This is a genomic window from Streptomyces tateyamensis, assembly GCF_003205575.1.
GTDB lineage: Bacteria > Actinomycetota > Actinomycetes > Streptomycetales > Streptomycetaceae > Kitasatospora > Kitasatospora tateyamensis.
Genome location: NZ_PYBW01000134.1, coordinates 26,044 through 48,030, shown reverse-complemented (window position 1 = coordinate 48,030; position 21,987 = coordinate 26,044). Strand labels below are relative to the sequence as shown.

Genomic DNA, 21,987 nt, shown 5'->3' with positions numbered 1-21,987 from the left:
CTTAAGCTAAGTGGCATTGCATAGCCGGGGCCACCTGCCCGCATACCTGCAGCCTCACCCGAGGTGCCTAATTCTCTATATACGACATCGGAGGAGCCATATCATCGAGCACTACGCCACCGCACCCGCCATCGAATCGGACATCGGCTCTACCGCAGACTCCACCCTCCTGACGGCTGCGAGCGATGCTGCCGCTTGGCGGATGCGCTTCGACCGTCAGCTTCGCGGCTGGAGCACAGGCGAGATCACCTGGCGGGCCGCGGTCGACAGCTGCCCGGCGGCGCGCCAGGCAGCCTGGCCGACTGCGCTACGCCAGCCCCGACGGCGGACCGTCCTGGAAGAGCCCGTCACCATCGGCCAGGTTCTCGGCTTGCTGGCCCTCACTGACTGAGGCCCCTGGGGGCCAGGCTCTGCGGGCGGCCCGACGGGAAGACACACCCCGGCGTACCTGACCACCAGGTCAGCCGACTTGCCCACCTCCGTCGATGAGTGCCGCGCCGTTACAGCGACCGCAGGAGCGCCGCAGAGCTGACGGCACGGCTCGCTGCCCTGGCGGAGCGAAGATCCGTCGCACCCTGCCCGCCGCGTTTTTCCGGGTCGCCTCCCCTCCCGACATTCCCCATCACTACGGACCCGCGCGAGCGTGAACTCCCGCTCCCGCAAGCAGGATCCGACGGGCCCAGCGCACTACCCAGCGCCCGTCGCGGAGCACCGAGCAGAGCCCGCCAGATGCGGCGCCGCCCGGCCCCGGTCATCTGCAAGCGAGCCGCAGCCTCCCAGGCCAGTGCCCGCCTGGGCCACCCTGAAGCCCCGTCTCAGGGACGCCCACCACTCCACCGACACCCACGACGCCGACCACGGTCCGCGCCGTGCAGAAGGACGTGCATGCCCGAGCAGTACCTCACCGTCGCCCAGGTCGCCGAACGCCTGGGCACCAGCGAGCGGTTCCCCCGCCGGCTGATCGCCGAGCGCCGCATCGCCTTCGTCAAGATGGGCACCCACGTCCGCATCGCCGAGAGCACCCTCGCCGCCTACCTCACCTCCGGCACCGTCCCCGCCGTCCCCTCCCGTCGCGACCGCCGAGGGGGTAACGCCTGATGCCGCGTAAGAAGAACGCGCCCAGCCGTCGCCGGTTCGGCGCCGTCCGCCAGTACCGCTCCGGCCGTTGGACCGCCAGCTACCGTGACGCCGCCGGCAAGGAGCACCGCGCTCCGGAGACCTTCGAGACCAAGACCGACGCCGAGGTCTGGCTCACCGTCACCGAGGCCGACCTCACCCGGGGCAACTGGATCGACCCCGACGCCGGCAACGTCGACTTCCAGACCTACGCCCTGCGCTGGACCGACGAGCGCGGGCTGATGCCGACCACCGACGAGCTGTACCGGCGCCTGCTGCGCCTACACCTCCTGCCGACCTTCGCCGCTCTCACCCTCAACGAGATCACGGCTGCCCGCGTCCGCACCTGGCACGCCGAGCGTAAGCAGGCGACCGGCGCCACCACCGTGGCCAAGTCGTACCGCCTGCTGAAGGCTGTCCTGGAGACGGCCGTCGAGGACGACGTGATCGTCCGCAACCCCTGCCGCATCAAGGGCGCCGGTAAGGAGGAGGCCGAAGAGCGGCCCGTCGCCACCGCCGAGCAGGTCTTCGAGCTCGCCGAACTCATGGGCCCGCGGTGGCGGTTCATGGTCTTCCTCGGAGCCTTCGCCACCCTGCGCCCCGAGGAACTCGCCGAACTCCGCCGCGAGGACGTCGACCTGGACAAGCGGACCCTGCGGATCACCGAGGCGTCGCCCGAGCTGAACACGGGCAAACGCGCCACCGGCCCGACCAAGTCGAGGGCCGGCAAGCGCACGATCCACCTGCCGTCCTTCCTCGACCAGGCACTGCGCCAGCACATGGCCTGGTACGCGGAGAAGGAACCCGACGGCCTGCTCTTCGTCGGCGAGAAAGGCGCTCCGTTCCGACGGACCACCTTCGGCCGCAAGTTCGGCAAGGCCCGCGCCAAGGTCATCGACCTGCCGCAGAACTTCACCTTCTACGACCTGCGGCACACCGGCAACACCCTCCTCGCCGAGGAGGGCGCCAGCCTCAAGGACCTCATGGTCCGCATGGGCCAGTCCTCGGTGCGCGCCGCGATGCTCTACCAGCACTCCACTGCCAGCCGCCAGCGCCAGCTCGCCGCCAAGCTCGACACCCGTGTCCGCAGCGACACCGGACGCACCCCGCCGACACCACCCACACCCCCTGCCGGGGTACCTAGTGGTGCGGCAGTGGTGCGCCCCATCCGACGCTCGATCTGACGCCACGTCAGGGGCTGGCGAATGCCCGTCGCCGCCCCCTGGCGACCCCTGACGCTCACCGCGCGCCGCACGCAGGCGGGCGCCGATGTGCCTCTGAGCTGCGGGTATGTGCTTTTTCGGTACTCCAGGCGCCAGTGACCGGCATCACACTGAAGCCCGAATTGGCGTGATCCAGATCACAGAAAGTGCATCTCGTAATTCGAGACGATCATCGAGCGAATGTTCGAAGGCGTCCATATCTGACGCTTCGTCATCCCTTTCGGGGTACCTAGTGGTGCACCAGTGGTGCGCGAGCCTGGAATTGGTCCAGACAATAAGCAAACCCCAGGCCGCTGGCCTGGGGTTTTGCGTGGAGCGGGCGACGAGAATCGAACTCGCGCTATAAGCTTGGGAAGCTCATGTTCTACCATTAAACTACGCCCGCACTGACGAACCGTCAGTAGCGGCTCGATCATGCTCCACTGTACCCCATCCCGGCAGTGGTGTTGGACACCGGCGAGCCATCGTGGGGGATGTCCGGCAGGTCCCCTACTGTGACGCTGTCGTCGCGCGGCTGGTGGCCGCGGCTTGGGCAGGCGTGGTGTGGGAAGGGGATCGATGGAGCGGCGGACGGTGGTTCGTTGTGCCGAGGGGCATGTGTTCAGTACCAGCACGTTCCCGATGCGGAACCTCGGGGTCGGGCGGCTCGGGCCCGGGCGGTTGATCAGGTGTCCGCAGTGCGGGCGGCTGCGCAGTTCGGTGCCGGCCGACCTGGGGGCGTTGTCCGAGGGGCAGCTGGCCCAGGCGTCGCGTTCGGCGTAGTGGCGGCCGTTCCCCGCGGGCCCCGACCTGGTGGTGGGAGGGGTCCGCGGGGTGGTCGGGAATTGGGGGCGGGCCGCCGACCACGTACTCTCGTGGCGTGCTGCTCTCCGACAAAGACATCCGCAACGAGATCGACAAGGGCCGGGTCGTGGTCGACCCGTTCGAGCCCGCGATGGTCCAGCCCTCCAGCATCGACGTGCGGCTGGACCGTTTCTTCCGGGTGTTCGAGAACCACCGGTACCCGCACATCGACCCGGCGCAGGAGCAACCGGACCTGACCCGGCTGGTGGAGCCGGAGGGTGAGGAGCCCTTCATCCTGCACCCGGGCGAGTTCGTACTGGCCTCCACCTACGAGGTCATCACGCTGCCGGACGACGTGGCCTCCCGGCTGGAGGGCAAGTCGAGCCTGGGGCGGCTGGGCCTGCTGACCCACTCCACGGCCGGCTTCATCGACCCGGGCTTCAGCGGGCACGTGACGCTGGAGCTGTCGAACGTGGCCACCCTGCCGATCAAGCTCTACCCGGGGATGAAGATCGGTCAGCTCTGCCTGTTCCGGCTCTCCTCGCCCTCCGAGCACCCGTACGGCTCGGAGCGGTACGGCTCGCGCTACCAGGGGCAGCGCGGTCCGACCCCGTCCCGCTCCTTCCTGAACTTCCACCGCACCGAGGTCTGAGACCAGCAGGAACCAGAGTCCGGGAAGAGCAGGAGAGCAGAAGACGCGTCAGGCTCGCTTGGGGCGGGTGACGGCGACCAGCTCGCTGCCGTCCTCCGCCAGGGTCAGCTCGGCCTCCAGGGCGCTGAGCTGGCCCAGCCGGTGCAGGTGGCTGCCGCCGCAGGCGATGGTGGCCGAGCCCTCCGGGAGCTCGCAGTGCCAGCGGCGCCGGGCGGTCAGCTCGGGGCCCGGCACCTCGATCCGTACCGGGGCGTCGGCCGCCACCCAGCCGGCCAGGCGCCGGTTGACCGCCTCGGTGATCGCGGGCAGCGCCTCGGCCAGGGCCGGCAGCTCGTCCACGGCGTCCACCGTGAAGCCCTTCTTGCGCAGCGACTTGCCCAGCCGGTAGGTGTCGGTGCTGGCCTCGGCGTCCATCACCGAGGTGGCCATCGCCAGGCTGTCGAAGTCCGGGTGGCCGAACGCGTCCACCCGGCCCGGGTCCTTGCGCCAGCGCGGGGCCAGCGCCTCGTTCAGCGCCAGGGCCAGCAGGTGGCAGCCGGTGTGCGCGGCGCTCAGCGCCAGCCGCCGCTCGGCGTCCACGGCCAGCGCGACGGGCTCGCCGACCACCGCGCCCGGGTCCTCGGCCAGCACGTGCAGCACCAACCAGGACCAGGCCTCGTCGCCGCGCCGCACCGGGATGTCCCCGCCCACCAGCAGCTCGCCGCCCTCGGGGCCGACCGCGCCGGTCAGGCAGTCCAGCACCGCGAACTCGCGCCCGGCCACGGTCAGCGTGCCGGTGTCGGCGGGCTGGTCGGGCCAGGTGTGGTCGAGCGGGTGGAACGGCGTCGCGGCGGTGACCACGGCGAACCGGTCGTCGCCGAGCGGGTGCACGGCGAGCACGGTGGACTCCCCGGTCACAGCTCCGCCGGGGAAGCTGACACGGGTGGTGGCGAGGGTCATTCAGGAACTCCGTACGTATGAACAGGTGGTCGGCCGAGCAGCACTCAGCCGAGCGTCGGCAGCTTGATCAGCACCAGCAGCGCCAGCAACTGCAGCGAAGCGGCGCCGACCGCTTTGCCCCAGGGTAGGTCGTGCACTCGGCGCACCATCGCGCTCAGCAGGTAGCCGCAGCACAGCCAGCTGGCCCAACCCACCGCCTGCACCACCGAGTTGCCGGAGGGCAGGAAGAGCGCGAGCAGCAGCCGGGGCACGTCCGTGGTCCATCCGATCAGGATCGCCAGGCCGACCGTGGACGCCAACGGCCCGTCGCCGCCGAGCTGGCGGGCCAGCGCGAAGGTGACCGTGCCGAGCATCAGGCCGGCCAGTGTGAAGGCGACCGCGGACCCGGCCAGCGACCAGAGCGCCACCGTGAAGGTGGACTTGAACACCTCGTCGTGGGTGCTGCCGAAGCCGAGCACGGCGAGCACCCCGTAGAGCAGCGAGACGCTGACCGCGGGCAGCCAGAGCTGGTGGTCGCGGACCAGGTCGAAGGTGCGGGTGGGGCGGCGGTACAGCCCGGTCAGCAGCTGGCGCCAGCGCGGCCGCGGCCCGGTGGCCCGAGGCTTGGTGCGCCCGCCGGCCCGGTAGGTGGCCACGCTCTCCCGCTCCCCCGAACCGCGCGACCCGTCAGACCCGCGAGACCCGTCAGACCCGCCCGGAACGCCCTGCCCGCCTGAGCCGCCCTGCTCCCCGTCGAAGTACCCCTGGGGGAACTCCCGCGTGAACCCGGGCTGCTCGTCCCCCTGGTACTCGCCCTGGTGTCCGTCCCCCTGGTACCCGTCCCCCCGGTACGGCTCGCCGCCGTAGCGACCGTCACCGTACTGGCTGAGACCGTACTGGCCGACGCCGTACTGGTCCTCCCCGTACGGAGCCCCGCCCCACCCGCTCTGATACCCGTTGCCAGCCACCCTCCGACGGTACCCAAAAAGCCCAACCCAGGCCCGGCCGTGGCAGAAGTGCAGCAGGGCTGTGACGCGGTGTGCGCCACAGCCCTGCCGGAGCTCCCATAGTTCCCACCGGAACGGCGGGAACGGAACCGCTACTTCTGCAGCACCGACCCGTGCACCGCGGCCGCCGAGGTCTCGCCGGCCGGGCAGCCGCCGGGGCCCGCGGTGGTGCGCACGGCACCCATCGGCAGCCGCACGCCGCAGGCGATCCGGATGCCGTTCGGCAGCTCGTTGTCCGACTCCACCACGGCACCGTCGCCGATCACCGCGCCGTCCACCACGGTGCGCTCGCCGATCACCGCGAAGGCGCCGACGATCGAGTCCTTGACCACGGCGTCGGCGGCGACCACCGCGCCCGGCAGCACGACGCTGCCCTCGACGATCGCGCCGGCGGCCACCGAGGCGCCGTCAGCGACCACGGTGCCCGAGCTGAGCACGGCGGCCGGGTCGATCGCCGCACCGGACAGCACCAGCGCCTCACCGGTGGGGCCGGGCACCGCCGGGGAGTCCACCCGGCCGAGCACCAGGTCGGCCGAGCCGCGCACGAACGCGGCCGGGGTCCCCAGGTCCAGCCAGTACGAGGTGTCCACCACGCCGCGCACCAGGGCGCCGGTGGCCAGCAGCTCGGGGAAGGTCTCGCGCTCCACCGAGACCACCCGGCCGGCCGGGATCCGGTCGATCACCGAACGGGTGAAGACGTAGCAGCCCGCGTTGATCTGGTCGGTGACGATCTGCTCGGGGGTCTCCGGCTTCTCCAGGAACTCCAGCACCCGGCCGTTCTCGTCGGTCGGCACCAGGCCGAAGGCGCGCGGGTCCTCGACCCGGGTCAGGTGCAGGGTGACGTCGGCGCCGGCGGCCACGTGGCCGTCGCGCAGCGCGGCGATGTCCAGGCCGGAGAGGATGTCACCGTTGAAGATCAGCACCGGCTCGTCCGGGCCGCAGGTCAGGCCCTCGGCGGCGTTGCGGATCGCCCCGCCGGTGCCCAGCGGCTCGACCTCGGTGAGGTAGACCAGCTCCAGCCCGTAGGGGGTGCCGTCGGCGAAGTGCTCCTCGAAGACCTCGGCGAGGTAGGAGGTGGCCAGCACCACGCGGGTGACACCGGCGGCCGCGGCCCGAGCCAGCTGGTGGGCGATGAACGGCACACCGGCGACCGGGAGCATCGGCTTGGGGGTGTGCGTGGTGAGCGGGCGGAGCCGGGTGCCCTGACCGCCGACCAGCATGATCGCCTGGGTCATCTGTGCTTTTCTCCCCTTGAATCGGGCAGCGACCCGGCCTGTGGAGTGTTGCCGCAGGGTCGCTTGGGTGCGTGGTGCTTGTCGAAGCCAGACGGAAGCAGCCTGCCCCGGGCGGATACCACCCCGGGGCAGGCATCATATGTGAGCCGTCGAGCCGTAAGCACATTCGCGCTCGTCTCGAACAACCACCTTAAACCGCCGTCCGGCCCGGCTTTCGGCGGCCTGCACCGCGGCCGCCCGGGCGACCCGGGCGGCCGGCACCGCGGCGGGCCGCAGGACGCCGACGGCCGGTGCTAGGCGGGCTCGGCGACCGCCTCGACCGGCTCGGCCGGAGCGGCCTTCACCGAGTCGAGCAGCAGCTGCGCGACGTCGACCACCTTCAGGTGCTCCTTGGCCGCGCCCTCGTTCTTCTTGCCGTTGACCGAGTCGGAGAGCATCACCAGGCAGAACGGGCAGGCGGTGGAGACGATGTCGGGGTTGAGCGACAGCGCCTCGTCGACCCGCTCGGTGTTGATCCGCTTGCCGATCCGCTCCTCCATCCACATCCGCGCGCCACCGGCGCCGCAGCAGAAGCCGCGCTCCTTGTGACGGTGCATCTCCTGCTGGCGCAGGCCGGGGACCTTGTCCATGATCTCGCGCGGCGGGCTGTAGACCTTGTTGTGCCGACCCAGGTAGCACGGGTCGTGATAGGTGATCAGGCCCTCAACCGGGTTGACCGGGACCAGCTTGCCCTCGTCGATCAGGTGCTGCAGCAGCTGGGTGTGGTGGATCACCTCGAAGTGCCCGCCGAGCTGCGGGTACTCGTTGGCGATGGTGTTGAAGCAGTGCGGGCAGGTGGCCACGATCCGCTTCTTCGGAGCGTCCTCCAGCGCCGCGTTCAGCGTCTCGACGTTCTGCGCGCCGAGCATCTGGAACAGGAACTCGTTGCCCAGGCGGCGGGCCGAGTCACCGGTGCAGGACTCCTCCTTGCCGAGGATGGCGAACTTCACCCCGGCGGAGTGCAGCAGTTCGGCGAAGGCCTTGGTGGTCTTCTTGGCCCGGTCCTCCAGCGCGCCGGCGCAGCCGACCCAGTACAGGTACTCGACCTCGGCCGGCTCGATGTCCTCGCCGATCACCGGCACCTCGATGCCGGTCTCCTTCTTCAGCTCCTTGACCCAGTCGAGCCGCGCCTTGGTGGCCAGGCCCCACGGGTTGCCCTTGTTCTCCAGGTTCTTGAGCATCGTCCCGGCCTCGGTGGGGAACGAGGACTCGATCATCACCTGGTAGCGGCGCATGTCGACGATGTGGTCGACGTGCTCGATGTCCACCGGGCACTGCTCGACGCAGGCGCCGCAGGTGGTGCAGGACCAGAGCACGTCGGGGTCGATGACCCCGCCCTCCTCGGCGGTGCCGATCAGCGGGCGCTCGGCCTCGGCCAGCGCGGCGGCCGGCACCGAGGCCAGCTGCTCGGCGGTGGCCTTCTCCTCGCCCTCGGCGTCCTTGCCGCCGCCGGCCAGCAGGTACGGCGCCTTGGCGAAGGCGTGGTCGCGCAGGCTCATGATCAGCAGCTTCGGCGACAGCGGCTTGCCGGTGTTCCAGGCGGGGCACTGCGACTGGCAGCGGCCGCACTCGGTGCAGGTGGAGAAGTCGAGGATGCCCTTCCAGGAGAACTGCTCCACCTGGGAGACGCCGAAGACCGCGTCCTCGGCCGGGTCCTCGAAGTCGATCGGCCGGCCGCCGGAGCTCATCGGCTGCAGCGCGCCGAGTGCGACCTCGCCGTCGGCGTTGCGCTTGAACCAGATGTTCGGGAAGCCGAGGAACCGGTGCCAGGCCACACCCATGTCGGTGTTGAGCGAGACGGTGATCATCCAGATGAAGGAGGTGGCGATCTTGACCGTGGCGATCGCCCAGATCAGGTTGTGCAGGGTGCCCAGGCCCAGCCCGGCGAACGCCTTCACCAGCGGGTAGGAGACCAGGTAGGCGGCCGAGTAGTGGTCCGCACCCTCCAGCGCGCCCTCCAGGCCGCGCAGGGTCAGGATCGCCAGGCCGATGATCAGGATCACCGACTCGACGAAGTAGGCCTGGCCCATCCGGGAGCCGGCGAACCGGGACTTGCGGCCGGCCCGGTTCGGCAGGCTCAGCTGGCGGATCACGATCAGCACCGCGATGCCCAGCGTGGTGAGGAGGCCGATCAGCTCCTCGAACACCAGGTACGGGGTCCAGTCGCCGATCACCGGGATCACGAACTCCGGGTCGAAGAGCTGCCCGAACGCCGTCACCAGGGTGAGGATCAGGGTGTAGAACCCGACCGCGACGAACCAGTGGGCGACACCGACGATGCCCCACTTGTTCATCCGGGTGTGGCCGACGAACTCCCGGGCCAGGGTCAGCGTGCGGGCCACCGGGTCGTTGATCCGGGCTCCGGCCGGCACCGGCTGGCCGAGCCGGACGAAGCGGTAGATCGAGGCGATGGCCCGAGCGAACAGCGCCACGCCGACCACGGCGGTGCCCAGTGAGATGAGGATCGCTGCTAGCTGCATCCGGGTGTCTCCGTACTCCAGCGGCGTGAGGCAGGTCAGTTAAGGGTACCGGTGGGTAACTTAACCACCCACCGGCCGGACCTTACCGCCCGATAGCAGCAATCCAGAAGACGCTCAAGGTATGGCGGCAGTCACGTGGCTCCCAAGTCGCCCGTTCGGGGGCAAATCCGGCCTGGCGGCCCGAGCCAGCAGAAAAGTTGAGTGGCTCCGACTCAGGGCTGTTGACTCGTTCCGAACCCTGGGGCATGCTTGAGTGCGTACAGCTCAACTCTTCGTGGAGGTATTTACGATGGCACGCGCGGTCGGTATCGACCTCGGCACGACGAACTCGGTCGTCACTGTCCTCGAAGGCGGTGAGCCCACCGTCATCACCAACGCCGAGGGCGCCCGGACCACGCCGTCCGTCGTCGCCTTCGCCAAGAACGGTGAGGTGCTGGTCGGCGAGGTCGCCAAGCGCCAGGCGGTCACCAACGTCGACCGGACCATCCGCTCGGTCAAGCGCCACATGGGCACCGGGTGGAAGATCAACCTGGACGGCAAGGACTTCAACCCGCAGCAGATCAGCGCCTTCATCCTGCAGAAGCTGAAGCGCGACGCGGAGGCCTACCTGGGCGAGACGGTCACCGACGCCGTCATCACCGTCCCGGCCTACTTCTCGGACTCCGAGCGCCAGGCCACCAAGGAGGCCGGCGAGATCGCGGGCCTGAACGTCCTGCGCATCGTCAACGAGCCGACCGCCGCCGCCCTCGCCTACGGCCTGGACAAGGACGACCAGACCATCCTGGTCTTCGACCTCGGTGGCGGCACCTTCGACGTCTCGCTGCTGGAGATCGGCGACGGCGTGGTCGAGGTCAAGGCCACCAACGGTGACAACCACCTCGGTGGCGACGACTGGGACCAGCGGGTCGTCGACCACCTGGTGAAGGTCTTCCAGGCCGGCCACGGCGTCGACCTGTCCAAGGACAAGATGGCGCTGCAGCGCCTGCGCGAGGCGGCCGAGAAGGCCAAGATCGAGCTCTCCTCGTCCTCCGAGACCAGCATCAACCTGCCCTACATCACGGCCTCCGCCGAGGGCCCGCTGCACCTGGACGAGAAGCTCACCCGCTCGCAGTTCCAGCAGCTGACCGCGGACCTGCTGGAGCGCTGCAAGCTCCCGTTCAACAACGTCATCAAGGACGCCGGCATCTCGCTCTCCGAGATCGACCACGTCGTCCTGGTCGGCGGCTCGACCCGGATGCCCGCCGTCGCGGAGCTGGTCAAGGAGCTGACCGGCGGCAAGGACGCCAACAAGGGCGTCAACCCGGACGAGGTCGTGGCGATCGGCGCCGCGCTCCAGGCCGGTGTCCTCAAGGGTGAGGTCAAGGACGTCCTGCTGCTGGACGTGACCCCGCTGTCCCTGGGCATCGAGACCAAGGGCGGCATCATGACCAAGCTGATCGAGCGCAACACCACGATCCCGACCAAGCGTTCGGAGATCTTCACCACCGCCGAGGACAACCAGCCCTCCGTGCAGATCCAGGTCTACCAGGGCGAGCGCGAGATCGCGGCGTACAACAAGAAGCTCGGCATGTTCGAGCTGACCGGCCTGCCGCCGGCCCCGCGCGGCCTGCCGCAGATCGAGGTCACCTTCGACATCGACGCCAACGGCATCATGCACGTCGGCGCCAAGGACCTCGGCACCGGCAAGGAGCAGCGGATGACCGTCACCGGCGGCTCCTCGCTGCCCAAGGAGGACATCGAGCGGATGACCCGCGAGGCCGAGCAGTACGCGGAGGAGGACCACAAGCGCCGCGAGGCCGTGGAGACCCGCAACCAGGCCGAGCAGCTCGTCTACTCCACCGAGAAGTTCATCGCCGACAACACCGACAAGCTCCCCGCCGACGTCAAGACCGAGGTCGAGGCCGCGATCGGCGAGCTCAAGGAGGCCCTGAAGGGCGAGGACATCGCGGCCATCCGCGAGGCCTCGGAGAAGGTCTCCACCACCGCCCAGAAGCTCGGCCAGGCGCTCTACGCCGACGCCCAGGCCTCCGGTGCGGCGGGTGCCGCCGGTGCCGGCGAGGCCCCCAAGGACGACGACGTGGTCGACGCCGAGATCATCGACGACGAGAAGCCCAAGGGCGGTGCGGCATGACGGAGAAGCCGCAGGGCGTCGAGCCCGGCGACGACTCCGACGCCGACGACGCGGTGATCCAGGCCGCCGAGGAAGCCCTCAAGGCCCTCTCGGGGGACGGTGACGCGGCCGCCGCCAAGCGCGAGGCGGCCGAGCGTACGGCCGACCTGCAGCGCTTGCAGGCCGAGTACCAGAACTACCGCAAGCGGGTCGAGCGGGACCGGCTGACGGTGCGTGAGATCGCGGTCTCCAACATCCTGGAGTCGCTGATCCCCGTGCTGGACGACATCGGCCGGGCCCGCGAGCACGGCGAGGTGACCGGCGGCTTCAAGTCGGTCGCCGAGTCGCTGGAGACCGTGGTGGCCAAGCTGGGCCTGCAGCAGTTCGGCAAGGAGGGCGAGCCCTTCGACCCGAACCTGCACGAGGCGCTGATGCACAGCTACTCCTCGGAGGTCACCGAGGACACCTGCGTGCAGGTGCTGCAGCCCGGCTACCGGATCGGCGAGCGGATCATCCGCCCGGCGATGGTGGCGGTGGCCGAGCCGCAGCCGGGCACCCAGTCCACCGGCGGCCCGGACGGCGACGGCCCGGCGGCCCCCGAGGCTGACGGTGCGGCCGAGAACTGACACGCTGTGCGCTGCGGGGCCGCACGTCGCCGGTGGCGATGTGCGGCTCCGCAGCGCCGTATCGACCAACTACGGGAGGTGGCTGAAGTCATGAGCACGAAGGACTACGTGGAGAAGGACTACTACAAGGTCCTCGGCGTGCCCAAGGACGCCACCACCACCGAGATCAAGAAGACCTACCGCAAGCTCGCCCGGGAGTTCCACCCCGACGCCAACAAGGGCGACGCCAAGGCGGAGGAGCGCTTCAAGGACATCTCCGAGGCCTACGACGTCCTGTCCGACGAGAAGCGCCGCAAGGAGTACGACGAGGCGCGCAGCCTGTTCGGGGCCGGCGGCATGCGCGGCCAGGGCGCCGGCGGCAACGGGTACAGCTTCGACTTCGGCGACCTGTTCAACGGCTCGCAGGCGGGCAACGGCGGGATCGGCGACATGTTCGGCGGCCTGTTCAACCGCGGCGGCCGGCAGGCCCAGCCGCGCCGCGGCGCCGACGTCGAGACCGAGGTGACGCTCAGCTTCGAGGAGGCGGTGGACGGCGCCACCGTCCCGCTGCGGATGACCAGTCAGGCGGCCTGCCGGGCCTGCGCCGGCACCGGGGCCAAGGCCGGCACCACGCCGCGGGTCTGCCCGACCTGCGTCGGCGCCGGCACGGTCAGCCGCGGCCAGGGCGCCTTCGCGCTCTCCGAGCCCTGCCGGGACTGCAAGGGCCGCGGCATGATCGTCGACGACCCGTGCCCCGACTGCCACGGCAGCGGGCGGGCCAGCTCGGCCCGCACCATGCAGGTGCGGATCCCGGCCGGGGTGCAGGACGCCCAGCGGATCCGGCTCAAGGGCAAGGGTGCCCAGGGCGAGCGGGGCGGCCAGCCCGGCGACCTCTACGTCACCGTGCACGTCACCACCCACCCCGTCTTCGGCCGCAAGGGCGACAACCTCACGGTGACGGTGCCGGTCTCCTTCCCCGAGGCCGCGCTCGGTGGCACCATCGACGTCCCCACCCTGAACGGCCCCTCGGTCCGGCTGCGGCTGCCGGCCGGCAGCGCCAACGGCCTGACCCTGCGGGCCCGTGGCAAGGGCGCCACCCGCAAGGACGGCACCCGCGGCGACCTGCTGGTCACGGTCGAGGTGACGGTGCCGCAGGAGACCAGCGGGGAGGCCCTGACCGCACTCGAGCAGTACCGCGACGCCACCGCGTCCGAGGACCCGCGTGCCGCCCTGTTCAAGGCGGCGGAGGGAGCGTGATCTGACATGAGCCCCGACAACCCCGGTATCGGCGCAGGTCTCGGCGAGGGCCTGCCCGGTGGCCCCGGCCCGCGCCGGCGCCCCACCGTCGCCGCCGCGGCGGCCTACGTGCTCACCGAGGAGACCCCGGTCTACGTGATCTCGGTGGCCGCCGAGCTCTCCGGCCTGCACCCGCAGACGCTGCGCCAGTACGACCGGCTCGGCCTGGTCTGCCCCGACCGCACCGGCGGCGGCGGCCGGCGCTACTCGGCCCGGGACATCCAGCAGTTGCGCGAGGTGCAGCGGCTGTCCCAGGACGAGGGCATCAACCTGGCCGGGATCAAGCGGATCATCGAACTGGAGAACCAGGTCGCCGCCCTCCAGTCCCGGGTCGCCGAACTGGCCGCGGCCGTCGAGGGCGCGGGCGCCGCACTGCAGGCCCGGGAGGCCGCGGTGCACGCGAGCTACCGGCGGGACCTGGTCCCGTACCAGCCGGCCGCGCAGTCGAGCGCGCTGGTGGTCTGGCGGCCGCGGCGGTAGTCGACGGATTCCCGAGCGCGCTTGGCATTCCCGCCAATAGGTGGGGTGCCAAGTGCGCCTGTTCTTGCGTAGAGTGCTGGCTTGCGGGCCGTCTGATTTCCCAGGAGAGGGAGGGTTGGGGATGAGTTCGGCGGGCTCAAAGGGCGATGCCGAGAAGGAGCACGCGGAGTACGTCTCCCCGGAGGCCAAATCCCTGTACCTGCGGGTAATCGCCGCAGGTGGCACCTTGCAGCTTGATGATCCCGAGCTGGACTCCGCCAAAGCCGAACTCAGTCAACTCGGTCTATTGGTGATCGGCCAAGGAAATCCCGCGACCGCTATTGCGACAGATCCCAACCGCCTGGCGACCCGGCTGAGTATGGCGTGGCAGAAGCAGGCGCTGGCACTTCTCTCGCAGGCGGTGACGGTGCCGACCGCCATGCAGGACCTGAGCCAGGCGTACCAGACGCTGGAGCAGCAGCCCGGTCCCGGCGGCGCCGTGGAGCACATCCACGGGCTGGTGGAGATCAACCGGCGGCTGGAGGCGCTGCTCGACAACGCCGAGTCGGAGGTGCTGACCGCGCAGCCCGGCGGGCGCGGCCGCGAGGGCACCGTCCAGCAGGTGGAGGAGCGCGACCTGGGCCTGGTGCGCCGCGGGCTCACCCGGCGGATCGTCTACCACCCCAGCGCCCGCTACTCGGCGCCGCACCGGCAGTACGTGGAGCGGATGACGGAGTTCGGCGCCGAGGTCCGCACCCTGGCAGAGCCTTTCACCAGGCTCTTCATCATCGACCGGCAGTACGCGGTGATCCCGATCCAGGGGGACAACGAGAAGGCCGCGATCATCAGTGATCCGGCCATCGTCGGCTACCTGCTCGACAACTACCAGAGACTCTGGGAGCGGTCGAGCCCGTTCCTCGGTGCCACGGAGGTGCCGCCCGAGGTCATCTCCCGCATGCGGACCAACATCCTGCGGATGATGATCCAGGGCGTGGGGCACCGGGTGATCGCCCGGAACCTCGGCATCAGCGAACGCACGCTGGCCCGGCACATCGCGGACTTCCGCGAGGAGTACGAGTCGGAGACCCTCTTCCAGCTGGGCTGGCGGATGGCGCTGAACTCCCCCGGCGGGCTCTACGGCGAGGCCGAACGCCCTGCGGGGGAGTAGCGCCCGCTTCGTCGCGCGTACGCCGGCTACTTGGTCCAACCGATGTCGTCGGGCTGCACCAGCACGGCATCGGCAGGGGCCGCAGCGGTCCAGCCGATGTCCTGCGAGGCAGGCCGCAGGGTCCATCCAATGTCGGCCCGAGTACTGGCACCGGCAGGCGCCGTCGCAGCAGATATGGAGCCGACTGCCAGAACGGCCGCGGCAGCGACGGCAGTAGCCGCAAGCGCGCGAATCACGATTCGAGGTGCACGGCGCATGCGGGGCCTCCTTGTCATGAACCTGATATAACTGTCACACATTTTGATGTCCGACCTCTGCGCGCACAGATGCGAACAAGCGTTTATCAAAGCCGTGGCCCCGGGTCTATGGCAAGCCGGGGCATAGCAATATGCATGTCATCGTGCTGCCAGGCAGAAATATGACACCTGCCTTCCCTGCGCGTCTTCGGCCATGCCCCTGCCAGCTCGTCGATGTCATCCGAGTGCCAGTCAGGGAGATGACACACCGGTCCTGTGGACGCCGTGTGGCGCGGACAGTGACGATCAATAAGGCGAGCGGATGCCGAGTACCCACGGCTCGATGCGGCTTCAGGAGTCGTCCCGGCCTGCTCCACCCGCTGCTTCACCTGCGGTGACACCACACTCCGCAGGACCGTCGACTTCCCCGGAGCCATTCGCCATGACTGAGCCCTACATGCGCCAGCACGCAGTCCAGGCCCCCGAAGGGCGCCGGGCCCGTGTCTTCCTCGCCGCCCCCCTGATGCGGCTGACCGGGCCGGCCGACAGCGTGGTGACCCTCGCCAGCCGGACCCGGCTGACGGCGCTGCGCAGTTCGCTGCTGCGCAGCGGTGCCGCCGTCTTCAGCGCGCACCACAGCGACGCCTGGACCGTCGAGGGCCGCGCCCCCGAGCCGCGGGTCCCGTCGGACTTCCGCGCCATGCAGACGGCCGACCTGGTCTTCGCCTACGTCGGTTCGCCGCTGTCGGCCGGCGTCTCGCTGGAGCTCGGCTGGGGCTCGGCGCTGCGCAAGCCGATCGTGCTGCTGGTGGACGAGGCGATCACCCACAACCCGCTGATCGCCACCATCGAGCAGGTCGCCCCGGTGCTGCCGCTGGTCTTCGACGACAGCTGGTCCCAGGAGAGCCTGCGCCACATCGTGGAGACCGCGCTGGACTGGGCCGGGATGGCGCTCTCGCTGCGCGAGGGCTTCTGGACCGCCCCCGGCGAGTTCGGCCCGCTCTCCGCCCACGTGGACCCCTACGGCAGCTGGCCCAGCACCGGCGCGGCCACCGGCTGATCCGCCGTCACTGCGGTGGTACGGCGCCGGCCCGGGCCTGCCACCCCAGCTGGAAGAGCGTCTGCGCGTCGTACCGCTCCCGCAGGGCGGCGATCCGGGCCGCGACCGTCCGCTCGCTCAGGCCCAGCCGGCTGCCGATGGTCCGCTGGGTGAGGCCCTGGGCGAGCAGGGCGATCAGCGGGGCGTCGCCGGGCTCCACCGGCGACTCCCAGCGGACCCGCTCGGCGCGCTCCCAGTCCCGCTCGAACATCGCCACCAGGACGTCGACCAGGGCCGGCTCCTCGACGAAGGTGGCGCTCATGTTGTCCTCCCGGCCGGGGATCACCGCCACCCTGCGGTCGAAGATCATGACGCGTTTGAAGTCCTCGTCCAGCACGCGGATCCGCATCCCGAGGCCGGTCGCGTAGGCGGCGTAGGCCGCCGTGCCGGGGTCGGCCCGGACGGCAGGCTGGTACAGGGTGCGCAGGACCAGTCCCCGTGCGGCGAGGTCCCGGGCGTTGGCGTACATGGTGGGCAGCACCTCGGCCGGCCGCGACCCCCCGGGCTGCGCGGCCACCACCTCCCTGCGGCAGGTCCGGATGAGCTGCTCCACCCGGCGCTGGATCGGTTCCAGCTCCGCCACGTTCCGGATCACCCGGCGCCCGGCCAGCCGGTCGGGCAGCCGGTCGAAAGCCTCGACCAGCTCGGTGTACTCCGGCACCGCCTCGTCCGCCTTGGCCAGCAGCGCCACCCCGGCGGCTCGCAGCCCGGCACTGAGCTGCTGACCGGCCAGCTGCGGGTCGACCGCGAGCCAGACCTCCCTCAGGTCCGGCGCGATCACCGTCGCCAGCCCGGCCGCCCGCAGCCGCTCGAACACCGGCGCCTCGGCCGGCCCGACCTCGGCCACCGGCCACAGCCCGCCGCGCTCCAGCAGCCGCAGGTACAGCTCCCGGGCCTGCTCGTCCGGCAGTTGAACGCCGCTCATGCCGACCGACGCTCCCCCGCAGCCGCGCGCATCAGCCAGCCGAGCTGGAACAGGGTCTGGGCGTCGTACTGCTCGCGCAGCCGGGAGATGTGGCCGGCCACGGTGCGTTCGCTGAGCCCCAGCCGGGTGGCGATGGTGCGCTGGGTGAGCCCCTGCGAGAGCATCCGGCCGACCTGGGCGGGCACCGGCAGGGCGGCCGGGTCGGGGGCGGTGGTCGACCAGGGCACCGGTTCGGCCCGCTGCCAGTCGCGCTCGAACATGCCGACCAGGAAGGCCACCACGGCCGGGTCGTCCACCACCGCCAGGCCGGTGTAGTCGGCCGCGGTGGGGATCACCGCGGTGTGCCGGTCGAAGATGGTCATCCGCTTGAAGGACTCGCCCAGCACCCGGAACCGGGCGCCCAGCTCGGTGGCCTCCAGCACGTAGGCGGTGGTCGGCCCGTCGGAGCGGGCGGCGGGCTCGAACAGGCAGCGGCCGGCCCCGCCGCGCGCCAGGAACGGCTTGGTGCGCCGGGCCGACTGGGCCAGCACCGGGGTGGGCAGCGCGCTGCCCGGCTGGGCGGTGAGGATCTCGTCGGCGGACCCGGCGAACAGCGCGTCGAGGCGGGCGTTGATCTGCTCCGTCTCGTGCAGGTGCAGCACCTCGCCGGAGCGGTCCACCTTGCGCGCCGTCAGGTCGTAGGCGCGGCTGAGGTCCTCCAGCAGGGTGGGCATCTCCTGGGCCTGGACCAGCAGCCGGGTGCCGGCCGAGCGCAGGTCCTCGCTGAGCCGGCCGCCCACCACCCGCGGGTTGACCGCGGTGAAGACCCCGTCGGCGGGGTCGGCGGTCAGCAGTCCGAGCTCCAGCAGTTCGCCGACCAGCGGGTGCTGCCCGGCGGTCACCTCGGCCATCCGCAGCCGGCCGCCCTCGCCCAGCACCCCGAGGTAGAACTCCCGGGCCGCCTCGCCCGGCACCGGAAGCGGGCCGCCCGGTGCGCCGCCGGGCAGCGGTGGTTCCTGGCCGGTACTGCTGCTCTCGCTCATCGTTCGCTCTCCCCCGGTTCGTGGTGCCCGCCCGCTCGGTCCAACCGCGCCGCGGCGTCGGAAGGTTCCGACCGGCGGGCGGCAGGGGTGGGGGCGGGGGCCGGCAGCGCGGCGAGGGAGCGGGCCCGCTCGGCGGCGGGCGCGGGTGGTGCGGTACGGGGTGCGGCTGCGGTAGCGGGCACCGGTGGCTTCACGGTGGCCTCGGGCACCCCATCCCCCTGCGCGCTGGACCGGCAGCGGTCGAACGACCGCCTCGGGGCGCATCATCTCATTCGGGATGCAGGATCCGGGTAAGGGCCTGGGGCCCACGGGTGAGGACCGGCCGGCCTCCGGTGCGGGGCCTCGGCCGCCCGCCCCCCGAGCGGGCCACCTCAGGCGTTCCCCGTGGGCGGATCCGGCCCGGGCCCAGGGACCCACAGTCTCCTGGGCCCGGGCGGATCCACTTCACTACGCCAAATCCGAGGTGCTTCCAGCGAGGCGGAGCAGCAACGCCTCGCTGGTACCGGGGTGGGGGCCATCACCACATATGGCCGACCACCCGGCGTTCCCCCGTCCGTCCCACAGATACCTCTGCCCCTGCACGACGAAGGAGAACGAGTCACCACCAACGGGTTGCGGTTTCCCGGGCGGCTTGGCGTGTACCCAGCCTCACAGCGCGCGGACCAGCGGACAAGGGCCGCCCGTGTGCACGTTCCCGCAACTGCACGAACGTGCACGCGGGGGCTGCGAACGATCCGTCCACACACGGCTGAGCTGCGGCTATGACTGAACGTTCGGTCGGGGCAGGTCGACCGACGGCCCTGCTCAGTGCAGCACCACCCGGCCGTCGGCCCGCCGCACCGCCCCGTCCAGGGCCGCGGCGCCGGTCACCCGGACGTACGGCACGACCCTGGCGGCGACCAGCGCCCGGTGGGTCAGCGAGAGGTCGTCGGCCCACACCTCCGAACCCAGCTCGACCAACCGGGCCAGCTCCGGTATCGCGTCCGAGCAGGCGGCGAACACCCCGTCCTCCACCAGGTAGAGGATCACCCGGTCGCCCGCCTCGGCCAGCGAGAGCGCCTCCCTCAGGAACTCCCCCGCCGTCGGCTTCCCCCAGACCGCCTGGCTCTCCACCATGACGTGCGAGCGTCCGGCCATCACGTGCCCCTCCCCGTTGCCCCGCATCCCCGCAGCCAGGCTCGCAAAGGGTGCCCGGGCAGGACAAGGCACCGGCAGCTGCGATTTCCGGCAGCTGCGCGATCGTGCAGACGCACCGTCAGGGACCTTGTCAGTCGGGCGGGTTGTCCCCGCGCCCGCGCATCAGCCAGCCCAGCTGGAACAAGGTCTCCGCCTCGTACTCCTGGCGCAGCCTGGCCAGGTGCGCGGCCACCGTGCGCTCGCTCAGGCCCAGCCGGTGGGCGATGCCGCGCCGGCTCAGCCCGCAGGCCAGCAGCCGGGCGATCCGGTCGGCCACCGCCCCGGGGTCCGGCACCGTGTGCGCCGAGCCCCAGGCCACCCGCTCGGCCCGCTGCCAGTCCCGCTCGAAGAGCTCGACCAGCAGCTCCACCGCGGTGTGGTCGAAGACGAAGGCGGCGCTGCCCATGTCGGCCGAGGCCGGGATCACCGCGACCGAGCGGTCGAAGATCAGCATCCGCTGGAAGTCCTCGTCCAGCACCCGGATCCGGGCCCCGTACGGGGTGACGGCGGCCGCGTAGGCGCTGGTGGCCGGGTCGGTGCGGGCCACCGGCTGGTAGAGCGTGCGCATCGCGCCGCCGGCCCGCAGGAACGGGATGTCCTGGGCCATCGCCCAGGCCAGGTGGTCGGCGGCCCGGTCGCCGCCGGGCTGGGCGGTGAGGACCTCGGTCTCGGTGTCGGCCACCAGCTGGGCGATCCGGTGCCGGATGGTGTCCCGGTCGCGCACCGTCTCCACGGTCCCGGTGCGGTCGATCCGGCGCGGCGCGACGTCCCAGGCCTGGGCCAGCTCCTCCAGCCGCCCGGGCAGCTCGTCGGCCTGGCGCAGCAGCTCGGTGGCCCGGCTGCGCAGCGCGCCGGCCGCCCGGCCCAGGAAGGCGCGCGGGCTGACCGCCGAGTAGAAGGTGCCGCCGGGCAGGCCGCGGACCAGGCCCAGGGCGAGCAGCCGGGCCAGCGCGGGCGCGTCCGCGGTGGACACCTCGGCCGACTTCACCCAGCCGCCCTGGGCCACCACGGCGAGGTAGAGCTCGCGGGCGGCCGGATCCAGGGCGAGCAGCTCGCCCAGCGCTTGCGACACGCCGCCCAACCTTTCTGACCCACCGTCATATCTTGACTGTCCGCCGCCATCCTGCCAGCCGTCCCGCACCGGCGCGAGAGCGGGTGAGCGGGCGCCGGCCGCGGCCCCGGCTCAGGCGCCCGCACGCACGCAGCCGCCCGCGCGGCAGCCGTCCGCGCACGGCGCGCGGGCGGCGTCCGGTGCGGCCCCGGCTCAGGCGCCCGCGCGCAGCAGCCGCCCGTCCCGCACCGCGGCCACGGTACGCGTGCCGGCCACCGCCCAGCCGGTCAGCAGCAGCAGGTACAGGCCGGCCGCGAGCCAGCCGAAGCCGGCGAACCCGGTGTGCCGGGCCAGCCCGGCGGCGCCGGTGACGCAGGTGCCCAGCGGGAAGGTGAAGGCCCACCAGGTGAGCGCGAACGGCATCCGCTGCCGGTGCAGCGCCCGCAGGTTGGCGGCCCCGGCGACCAGCAGCCACAGCACCGCGAAGCCGATCGCTGCGGTGCCGTAGAGCACCGCGAGGCCCAGCGCCGCCGGGGCCAGCGCGGGCGCGGTGCCGGGCGCGGCGTCGGCCAGTTGGTTGACCGCGGTGGTGGACTGGCCCAGCGGGCCGAGCACCAGGAAGAGCGAGGGGGTCAGCAGCACGCTCGGCAGCTTGCTGTGCACCAGGCCTGCGAAGACCACCGGCAGCACCACCAGGGTGGCCAGCAGGCTGGCACCGAACAGCGCGTAGCAGCCGTAGAACAGGGCCGACCGCAGCCCGGCGGGCAGGTGCGGCAGCAGCGCGGGGCCGAGGGCGGCTGACACCATCGGGGCCACCACCGGCAGCAGCCAGGTGGGGTTGGCGCGCAGCGCGTCCAGCCGGTGCCGGGTGACCATCAGGTAGGGGATGCCGGCCGCCACCAGCACCGCGTAGAGCGTGCCGGCCGTCCACAGCACCAGGTCCAGCGCGACGGCGGGGCCGGTGCCCAGCAGCGGGGCGCCGACCGCCAGGGTGCCGTAGCCGACCGCCAGCAGCGCCATCGGCGGGCAGCCGTAGAAGACCGCGGTGCCGGGCTCGTCCAGCAGGTGCGCGCGGGCGGTGTCGCGGTGGCGGGTCAGGTGCACCAGCCGGCCCGCCAGCAGGGCCAGCAGCAGCGCCAGCGACAGCGCCCACACCGCCCGGGCGAAGCCGACCTGGCCGGGCACCCGGTAGGGCAGCGCCAGCGCGGCGTTGGCGGTGATCGCGGTGCCCATCACGGCGGCGTACCAGTTGGGCCCCAGACCGCGCAGGCTGAACGGCGAGCGGACGGCGGAGGGGCTGCGCAGCAGCGTGACGGTGGCCATGCCTCCACCCTCGGCCCGGACCCCGCGTGCCGGTAGCCGCCCGCGCTCTATGAGGACATAACCT

General features: G+C 71.5%; 19 protein-coding genes, 1 tRNA gene and 1 pseudogene. 11 read left to right on the top strand and 10 right to left on the bottom strand.

The features are described 5' to 3' along the window. The first annotated feature begins 202 nt into the window (after positions 1 to 202). The 3 genes from C7C46_RS34470 to C7C46_RS28905 all read left to right on the top strand — a co-directional run bounded on the left by C7C46_RS34470 (position 203) and on the right by C7C46_RS28905 (position 2,300). Positions 203 to 391, top strand: coding sequence for a hypothetical protein (locus tag C7C46_RS34470; protein ID WP_146259243.1), 189 nt, complete (start codon positions 203 to 205; stop codon positions 389 to 391). A 494-nt stretch (positions 392 to 885) separates the two neighbouring features. Continuing rightward, positions 886 to 1,098: an excisionase family DNA-binding protein gene (locus C7C46_RS28910; protein ID WP_110672882.1), complete on the top strand. Its 213-nt coding sequence runs from the start codon at positions 886 to 888 to the stop codon at positions 1,096 to 1,098. Then, positions 1,098 to 2,300 carry a tyrosine-type recombinase/integrase gene (locus C7C46_RS28905; RefSeq protein ID WP_110672881.1) on the top strand — a complete coding sequence of 401 codons (1,203 nt, stop codon included), beginning with the start codon at positions 1,098 to 1,100 and terminating at the stop codon, positions 2,298 to 2,300. Before C7C46_RS28910 ends, C7C46_RS28905 begins: the two co-directional genes overlap by 1 nt. Positions 2,301 to 2,650: 350 nt before the next feature. On the opposite strand, the gene C7C46_RS28900 is transcribed toward C7C46_RS28905, so the two are convergent. Next, a tRNA-Gly gene (locus C7C46_RS28900) sits at positions 2,651 to 2,724 on the bottom strand. A gap of 173 nt (positions 2,725 to 2,897) precedes the next feature. On the opposite strand from C7C46_RS28900, the gene C7C46_RS36880 reads away from it, so the two are divergent. Together C7C46_RS36880 and dcd are read left to right on the top strand one after the other, a co-directional pair. Then, positions 2,898 to 3,101, top strand: coding sequence for a hypothetical protein (locus C7C46_RS36880; RefSeq protein ID WP_110672880.1), 204 nt, complete (start codon positions 2,898 to 2,900; stop codon positions 3,099 to 3,101). 97 nt (positions 3,102 to 3,198) lie between these two features. Further along, positions 3,199 to 3,774: a dCTP deaminase gene (dcd, locus tag C7C46_RS28890; RefSeq protein WP_110672879.1), complete on the top strand. Its 576-nt coding sequence runs from the start codon at positions 3,199 to 3,201 to the stop codon at positions 3,772 to 3,774. A 48-nt stretch (positions 3,775 to 3,822) separates the two neighbouring features. On the opposite strand, the gene C7C46_RS28885 is transcribed toward dcd, so the two are convergent. The 4 genes and pseudogenes from C7C46_RS28885 to C7C46_RS28870 all read right to left on the bottom strand — a co-directional run bounded on the left by C7C46_RS28885 (position 3,823) and on the right by C7C46_RS28870 (position 9,453). Continuing rightward, complete coding sequence (locus tag C7C46_RS28885) at positions 3,823 to 4,713, bottom strand: alanyl-tRNA editing protein (RefSeq protein WP_110672878.1); 891 nt, start codon at positions 4,711 to 4,713, stop codon at positions 3,823 to 3,825. Between the two features lie 44 nt (positions 4,714 to 4,757). After that, entirely contained in the window at positions 4,758 to 5,660 is a 903-nt protein-coding gene (locus C7C46_RS28880; RefSeq protein ID WP_146259242.1) for a Yip1 family protein, read from the bottom strand. Between the two features lie 209 nt (positions 5,661 to 5,869). Then, positions 5,870 to 6,934 (bottom strand): annotated as a pseudogene (gene manB / locus C7C46_RS28875) (mannose-1-phosphate guanylyltransferase); the annotation flags it as partial. Positions 6,935 to 7,227: 293 nt separating this feature from the next. After that, positions 7,228 to 9,453: a (Fe-S)-binding protein gene (locus tag C7C46_RS28870; RefSeq protein ID WP_110672875.1), complete on the bottom strand. Its 2,226-nt coding sequence runs from the start codon at positions 9,451 to 9,453 to the stop codon at positions 7,228 to 7,230. 289 nt (positions 9,454 to 9,742) lie between these two features. Here C7C46_RS28870 and dnaK point away from each other — a divergent pair, with 289 nt between their 5' ends. The 6 genes from dnaK to C7C46_RS28840 all read left to right on the top strand — a co-directional run bounded on the left by dnaK (position 9,743) and on the right by C7C46_RS28840 (position 16,387). Continuing rightward, positions 9,743 to 11,584 (top strand): molecular chaperone DnaK, encoded by a 1,842-nt coding sequence (gene dnaK, locus C7C46_RS28865; RefSeq protein ID WP_110672874.1) that lies wholly within the window; start codon positions 9,743 to 9,745, stop codon positions 11,582 to 11,584. Beyond that, positions 11,581 to 12,189, top strand: a complete 609-nt coding sequence (gene grpE / locus C7C46_RS28860; RefSeq protein WP_110672873.1) for a nucleotide exchange factor GrpE — start codon at positions 11,581 to 11,583, stop codon at positions 12,187 to 12,189. The genes dnaK and grpE overlap by 4 nt, the downstream gene beginning before the upstream one ends. A 90-nt stretch (positions 12,190 to 12,279) precedes the next feature. Next, positions 12,280 to 13,425: a molecular chaperone DnaJ gene (gene dnaJ / locus C7C46_RS28855; protein ID WP_110672872.1), complete on the top strand. Its 1,146-nt coding sequence runs from the start codon at positions 12,280 to 12,282 to the stop codon at positions 13,423 to 13,425. A 6-nt stretch (positions 13,426 to 13,431) separates the two neighbouring features. Further along, on the top strand, positions 13,432 to 13,944 hold the full coding sequence (locus C7C46_RS28850; RefSeq protein WP_110672871.1) for a heat shock protein transcriptional repressor HspR: 513 nt from the start codon (positions 13,432 to 13,434) through the stop codon (positions 13,942 to 13,944). A gap of 358 nt (positions 13,945 to 14,302) precedes the next feature. Then, positions 14,303 to 15,091, top strand: a complete 789-nt coding sequence (locus C7C46_RS28845; protein ID WP_110672870.1) for a helix-turn-helix domain-containing protein — start codon at positions 14,303 to 14,305, stop codon at positions 15,089 to 15,091. Positions 15,092 to 15,769: 678 nt separating this feature from the next. Then, positions 15,770 to 16,387: a TIR domain-containing protein gene (locus C7C46_RS28840; protein WP_110672869.1), complete on the top strand. Its 618-nt coding sequence runs from the start codon at positions 15,770 to 15,772 to the stop codon at positions 16,385 to 16,387. Positions 16,388 to 16,394: 7 nt separating this feature from the next. Here the strand turns inward: C7C46_RS28840 and C7C46_RS28835 are convergent, their stop codons facing one another. From C7C46_RS28835 to C7C46_RS28815, 5 genes are all read right to left on the bottom strand, one after another. After that, positions 16,395 to 17,351, bottom strand: coding sequence for a helix-turn-helix domain-containing protein (locus C7C46_RS28835; protein ID WP_110672868.1), 957 nt, complete (start codon positions 17,349 to 17,351; stop codon positions 16,395 to 16,397). Continuing rightward, a complete protein-coding gene (locus tag C7C46_RS28830; RefSeq protein ID WP_110672867.1) occupies positions 17,348 to 18,373 on the bottom strand; it encodes a LuxR C-terminal-related transcriptional regulator in 1,026 nt (341 codons plus the stop codon). Before C7C46_RS28830 ends, C7C46_RS28835 begins: the two co-directional genes overlap by 4 nt. An 804-nt stretch (positions 18,374 to 19,177) precedes the next feature. Further along, positions 19,178 to 19,510 (bottom strand): hypothetical protein, encoded by a 333-nt coding sequence (locus C7C46_RS28825; RefSeq protein WP_110672866.1) that lies wholly within the window; start codon positions 19,508 to 19,510, stop codon positions 19,178 to 19,180. Between the two features lie 130 nt (positions 19,511 to 19,640). Next, positions 19,641 to 20,621, bottom strand: coding sequence for a LuxR C-terminal-related transcriptional regulator (locus C7C46_RS28820; RefSeq protein WP_110672865.1), 981 nt, complete (start codon positions 20,619 to 20,621; stop codon positions 19,641 to 19,643). A 192-nt stretch (positions 20,622 to 20,813) separates the two neighbouring features. Then, complete coding sequence (locus tag C7C46_RS28815; RefSeq protein WP_110672864.1) at positions 20,814 to 21,923, bottom strand: TDT family transporter; 1,110 nt, start codon at positions 21,921 to 21,923, stop codon at positions 20,814 to 20,816. Between the last annotated feature and the right edge of the window lie 64 nt (positions 21,924 to 21,987).

Coding starts and splice junctions, on each gene's coding strand:
- C7C46_RS34470 (WP_146259243.1), top strand. CDS start 203: ATGCGCTTCGACCGTCAGCTTCGCGGCTGGAGCACAGGCGAGATCACC.
- C7C46_RS28910 (WP_110672882.1), top strand. CDS start 886: ATGCCCGAGCAGTACCTCACCGTCGCCCAGGTCGCCGAACGCCTGGGC.
- C7C46_RS28905 (WP_110672881.1), top strand. CDS start 1,098: ATGCCGCGTAAGAAGAACGCGCCCAGCCGTCGCCGGTTCGGCGCCGTC.
- C7C46_RS36880 (WP_110672880.1), top strand. CDS start 2,898: ATGGAGCGGCGGACGGTGGTTCGTTGTGCCGAGGGGCATGTGTTCAGT.
- C7C46_RS28885 (WP_110672878.1), bottom strand. CDS start 4,713: ATGACCCTCGCCACCACCCGTGTCAGCTTCCCCGGCGGAGCTGTGACC.
- C7C46_RS28870 (WP_110672875.1), bottom strand. CDS start 9,453: ATGCAGCTAGCAGCGATCCTCATCTCACTGGGCACCGCCGTGGTCGGC.
- dnaK (WP_110672874.1), top strand. CDS start 9,743: ATGGCACGCGCGGTCGGTATCGACCTCGGCACGACGAACTCGGTCGTC.
- grpE (WP_110672873.1), top strand. CDS start 11,581: ATGACGGAGAAGCCGCAGGGCGTCGAGCCCGGCGACGACTCCGACGCC.
- dnaJ (WP_110672872.1), top strand. CDS start 12,280: ATGAGCACGAAGGACTACGTGGAGAAGGACTACTACAAGGTCCTCGGC.
- C7C46_RS28850 (WP_110672871.1), top strand. CDS start 13,432: ATGAGCCCCGACAACCCCGGTATCGGCGCAGGTCTCGGCGAGGGCCTG.
- C7C46_RS28845 (WP_110672870.1), top strand. CDS start 14,303: ATGGCGTGGCAGAAGCAGGCGCTGGCACTTCTCTCGCAGGCGGTGACG.
- C7C46_RS28840 (WP_110672869.1), top strand. CDS start 15,770: ATGACTGAGCCCTACATGCGCCAGCACGCAGTCCAGGCCCCCGAAGGG.
- C7C46_RS28835 (WP_110672868.1), bottom strand. CDS start 17,351: ATGAGCGGCGTTCAACTGCCGGACGAGCAGGCCCGGGAGCTGTACCTG.
- C7C46_RS28830 (WP_110672867.1), bottom strand. CDS start 18,373: ATGAGCGAGAGCAGCAGTACCGGCCAGGAACCACCGCTGCCCGGCGGC.
- C7C46_RS28825 (WP_110672866.1), bottom strand. CDS start 19,510: ATGGCCGGACGCTCGCACGTCATGGTGGAGAGCCAGGCGGTCTGGGGG.
- C7C46_RS28815 (WP_110672864.1), bottom strand. CDS start 21,923: ATGGCCACCGTCACGCTGCTGCGCAGCCCCTCCGCCGTCCGCTCGCCG.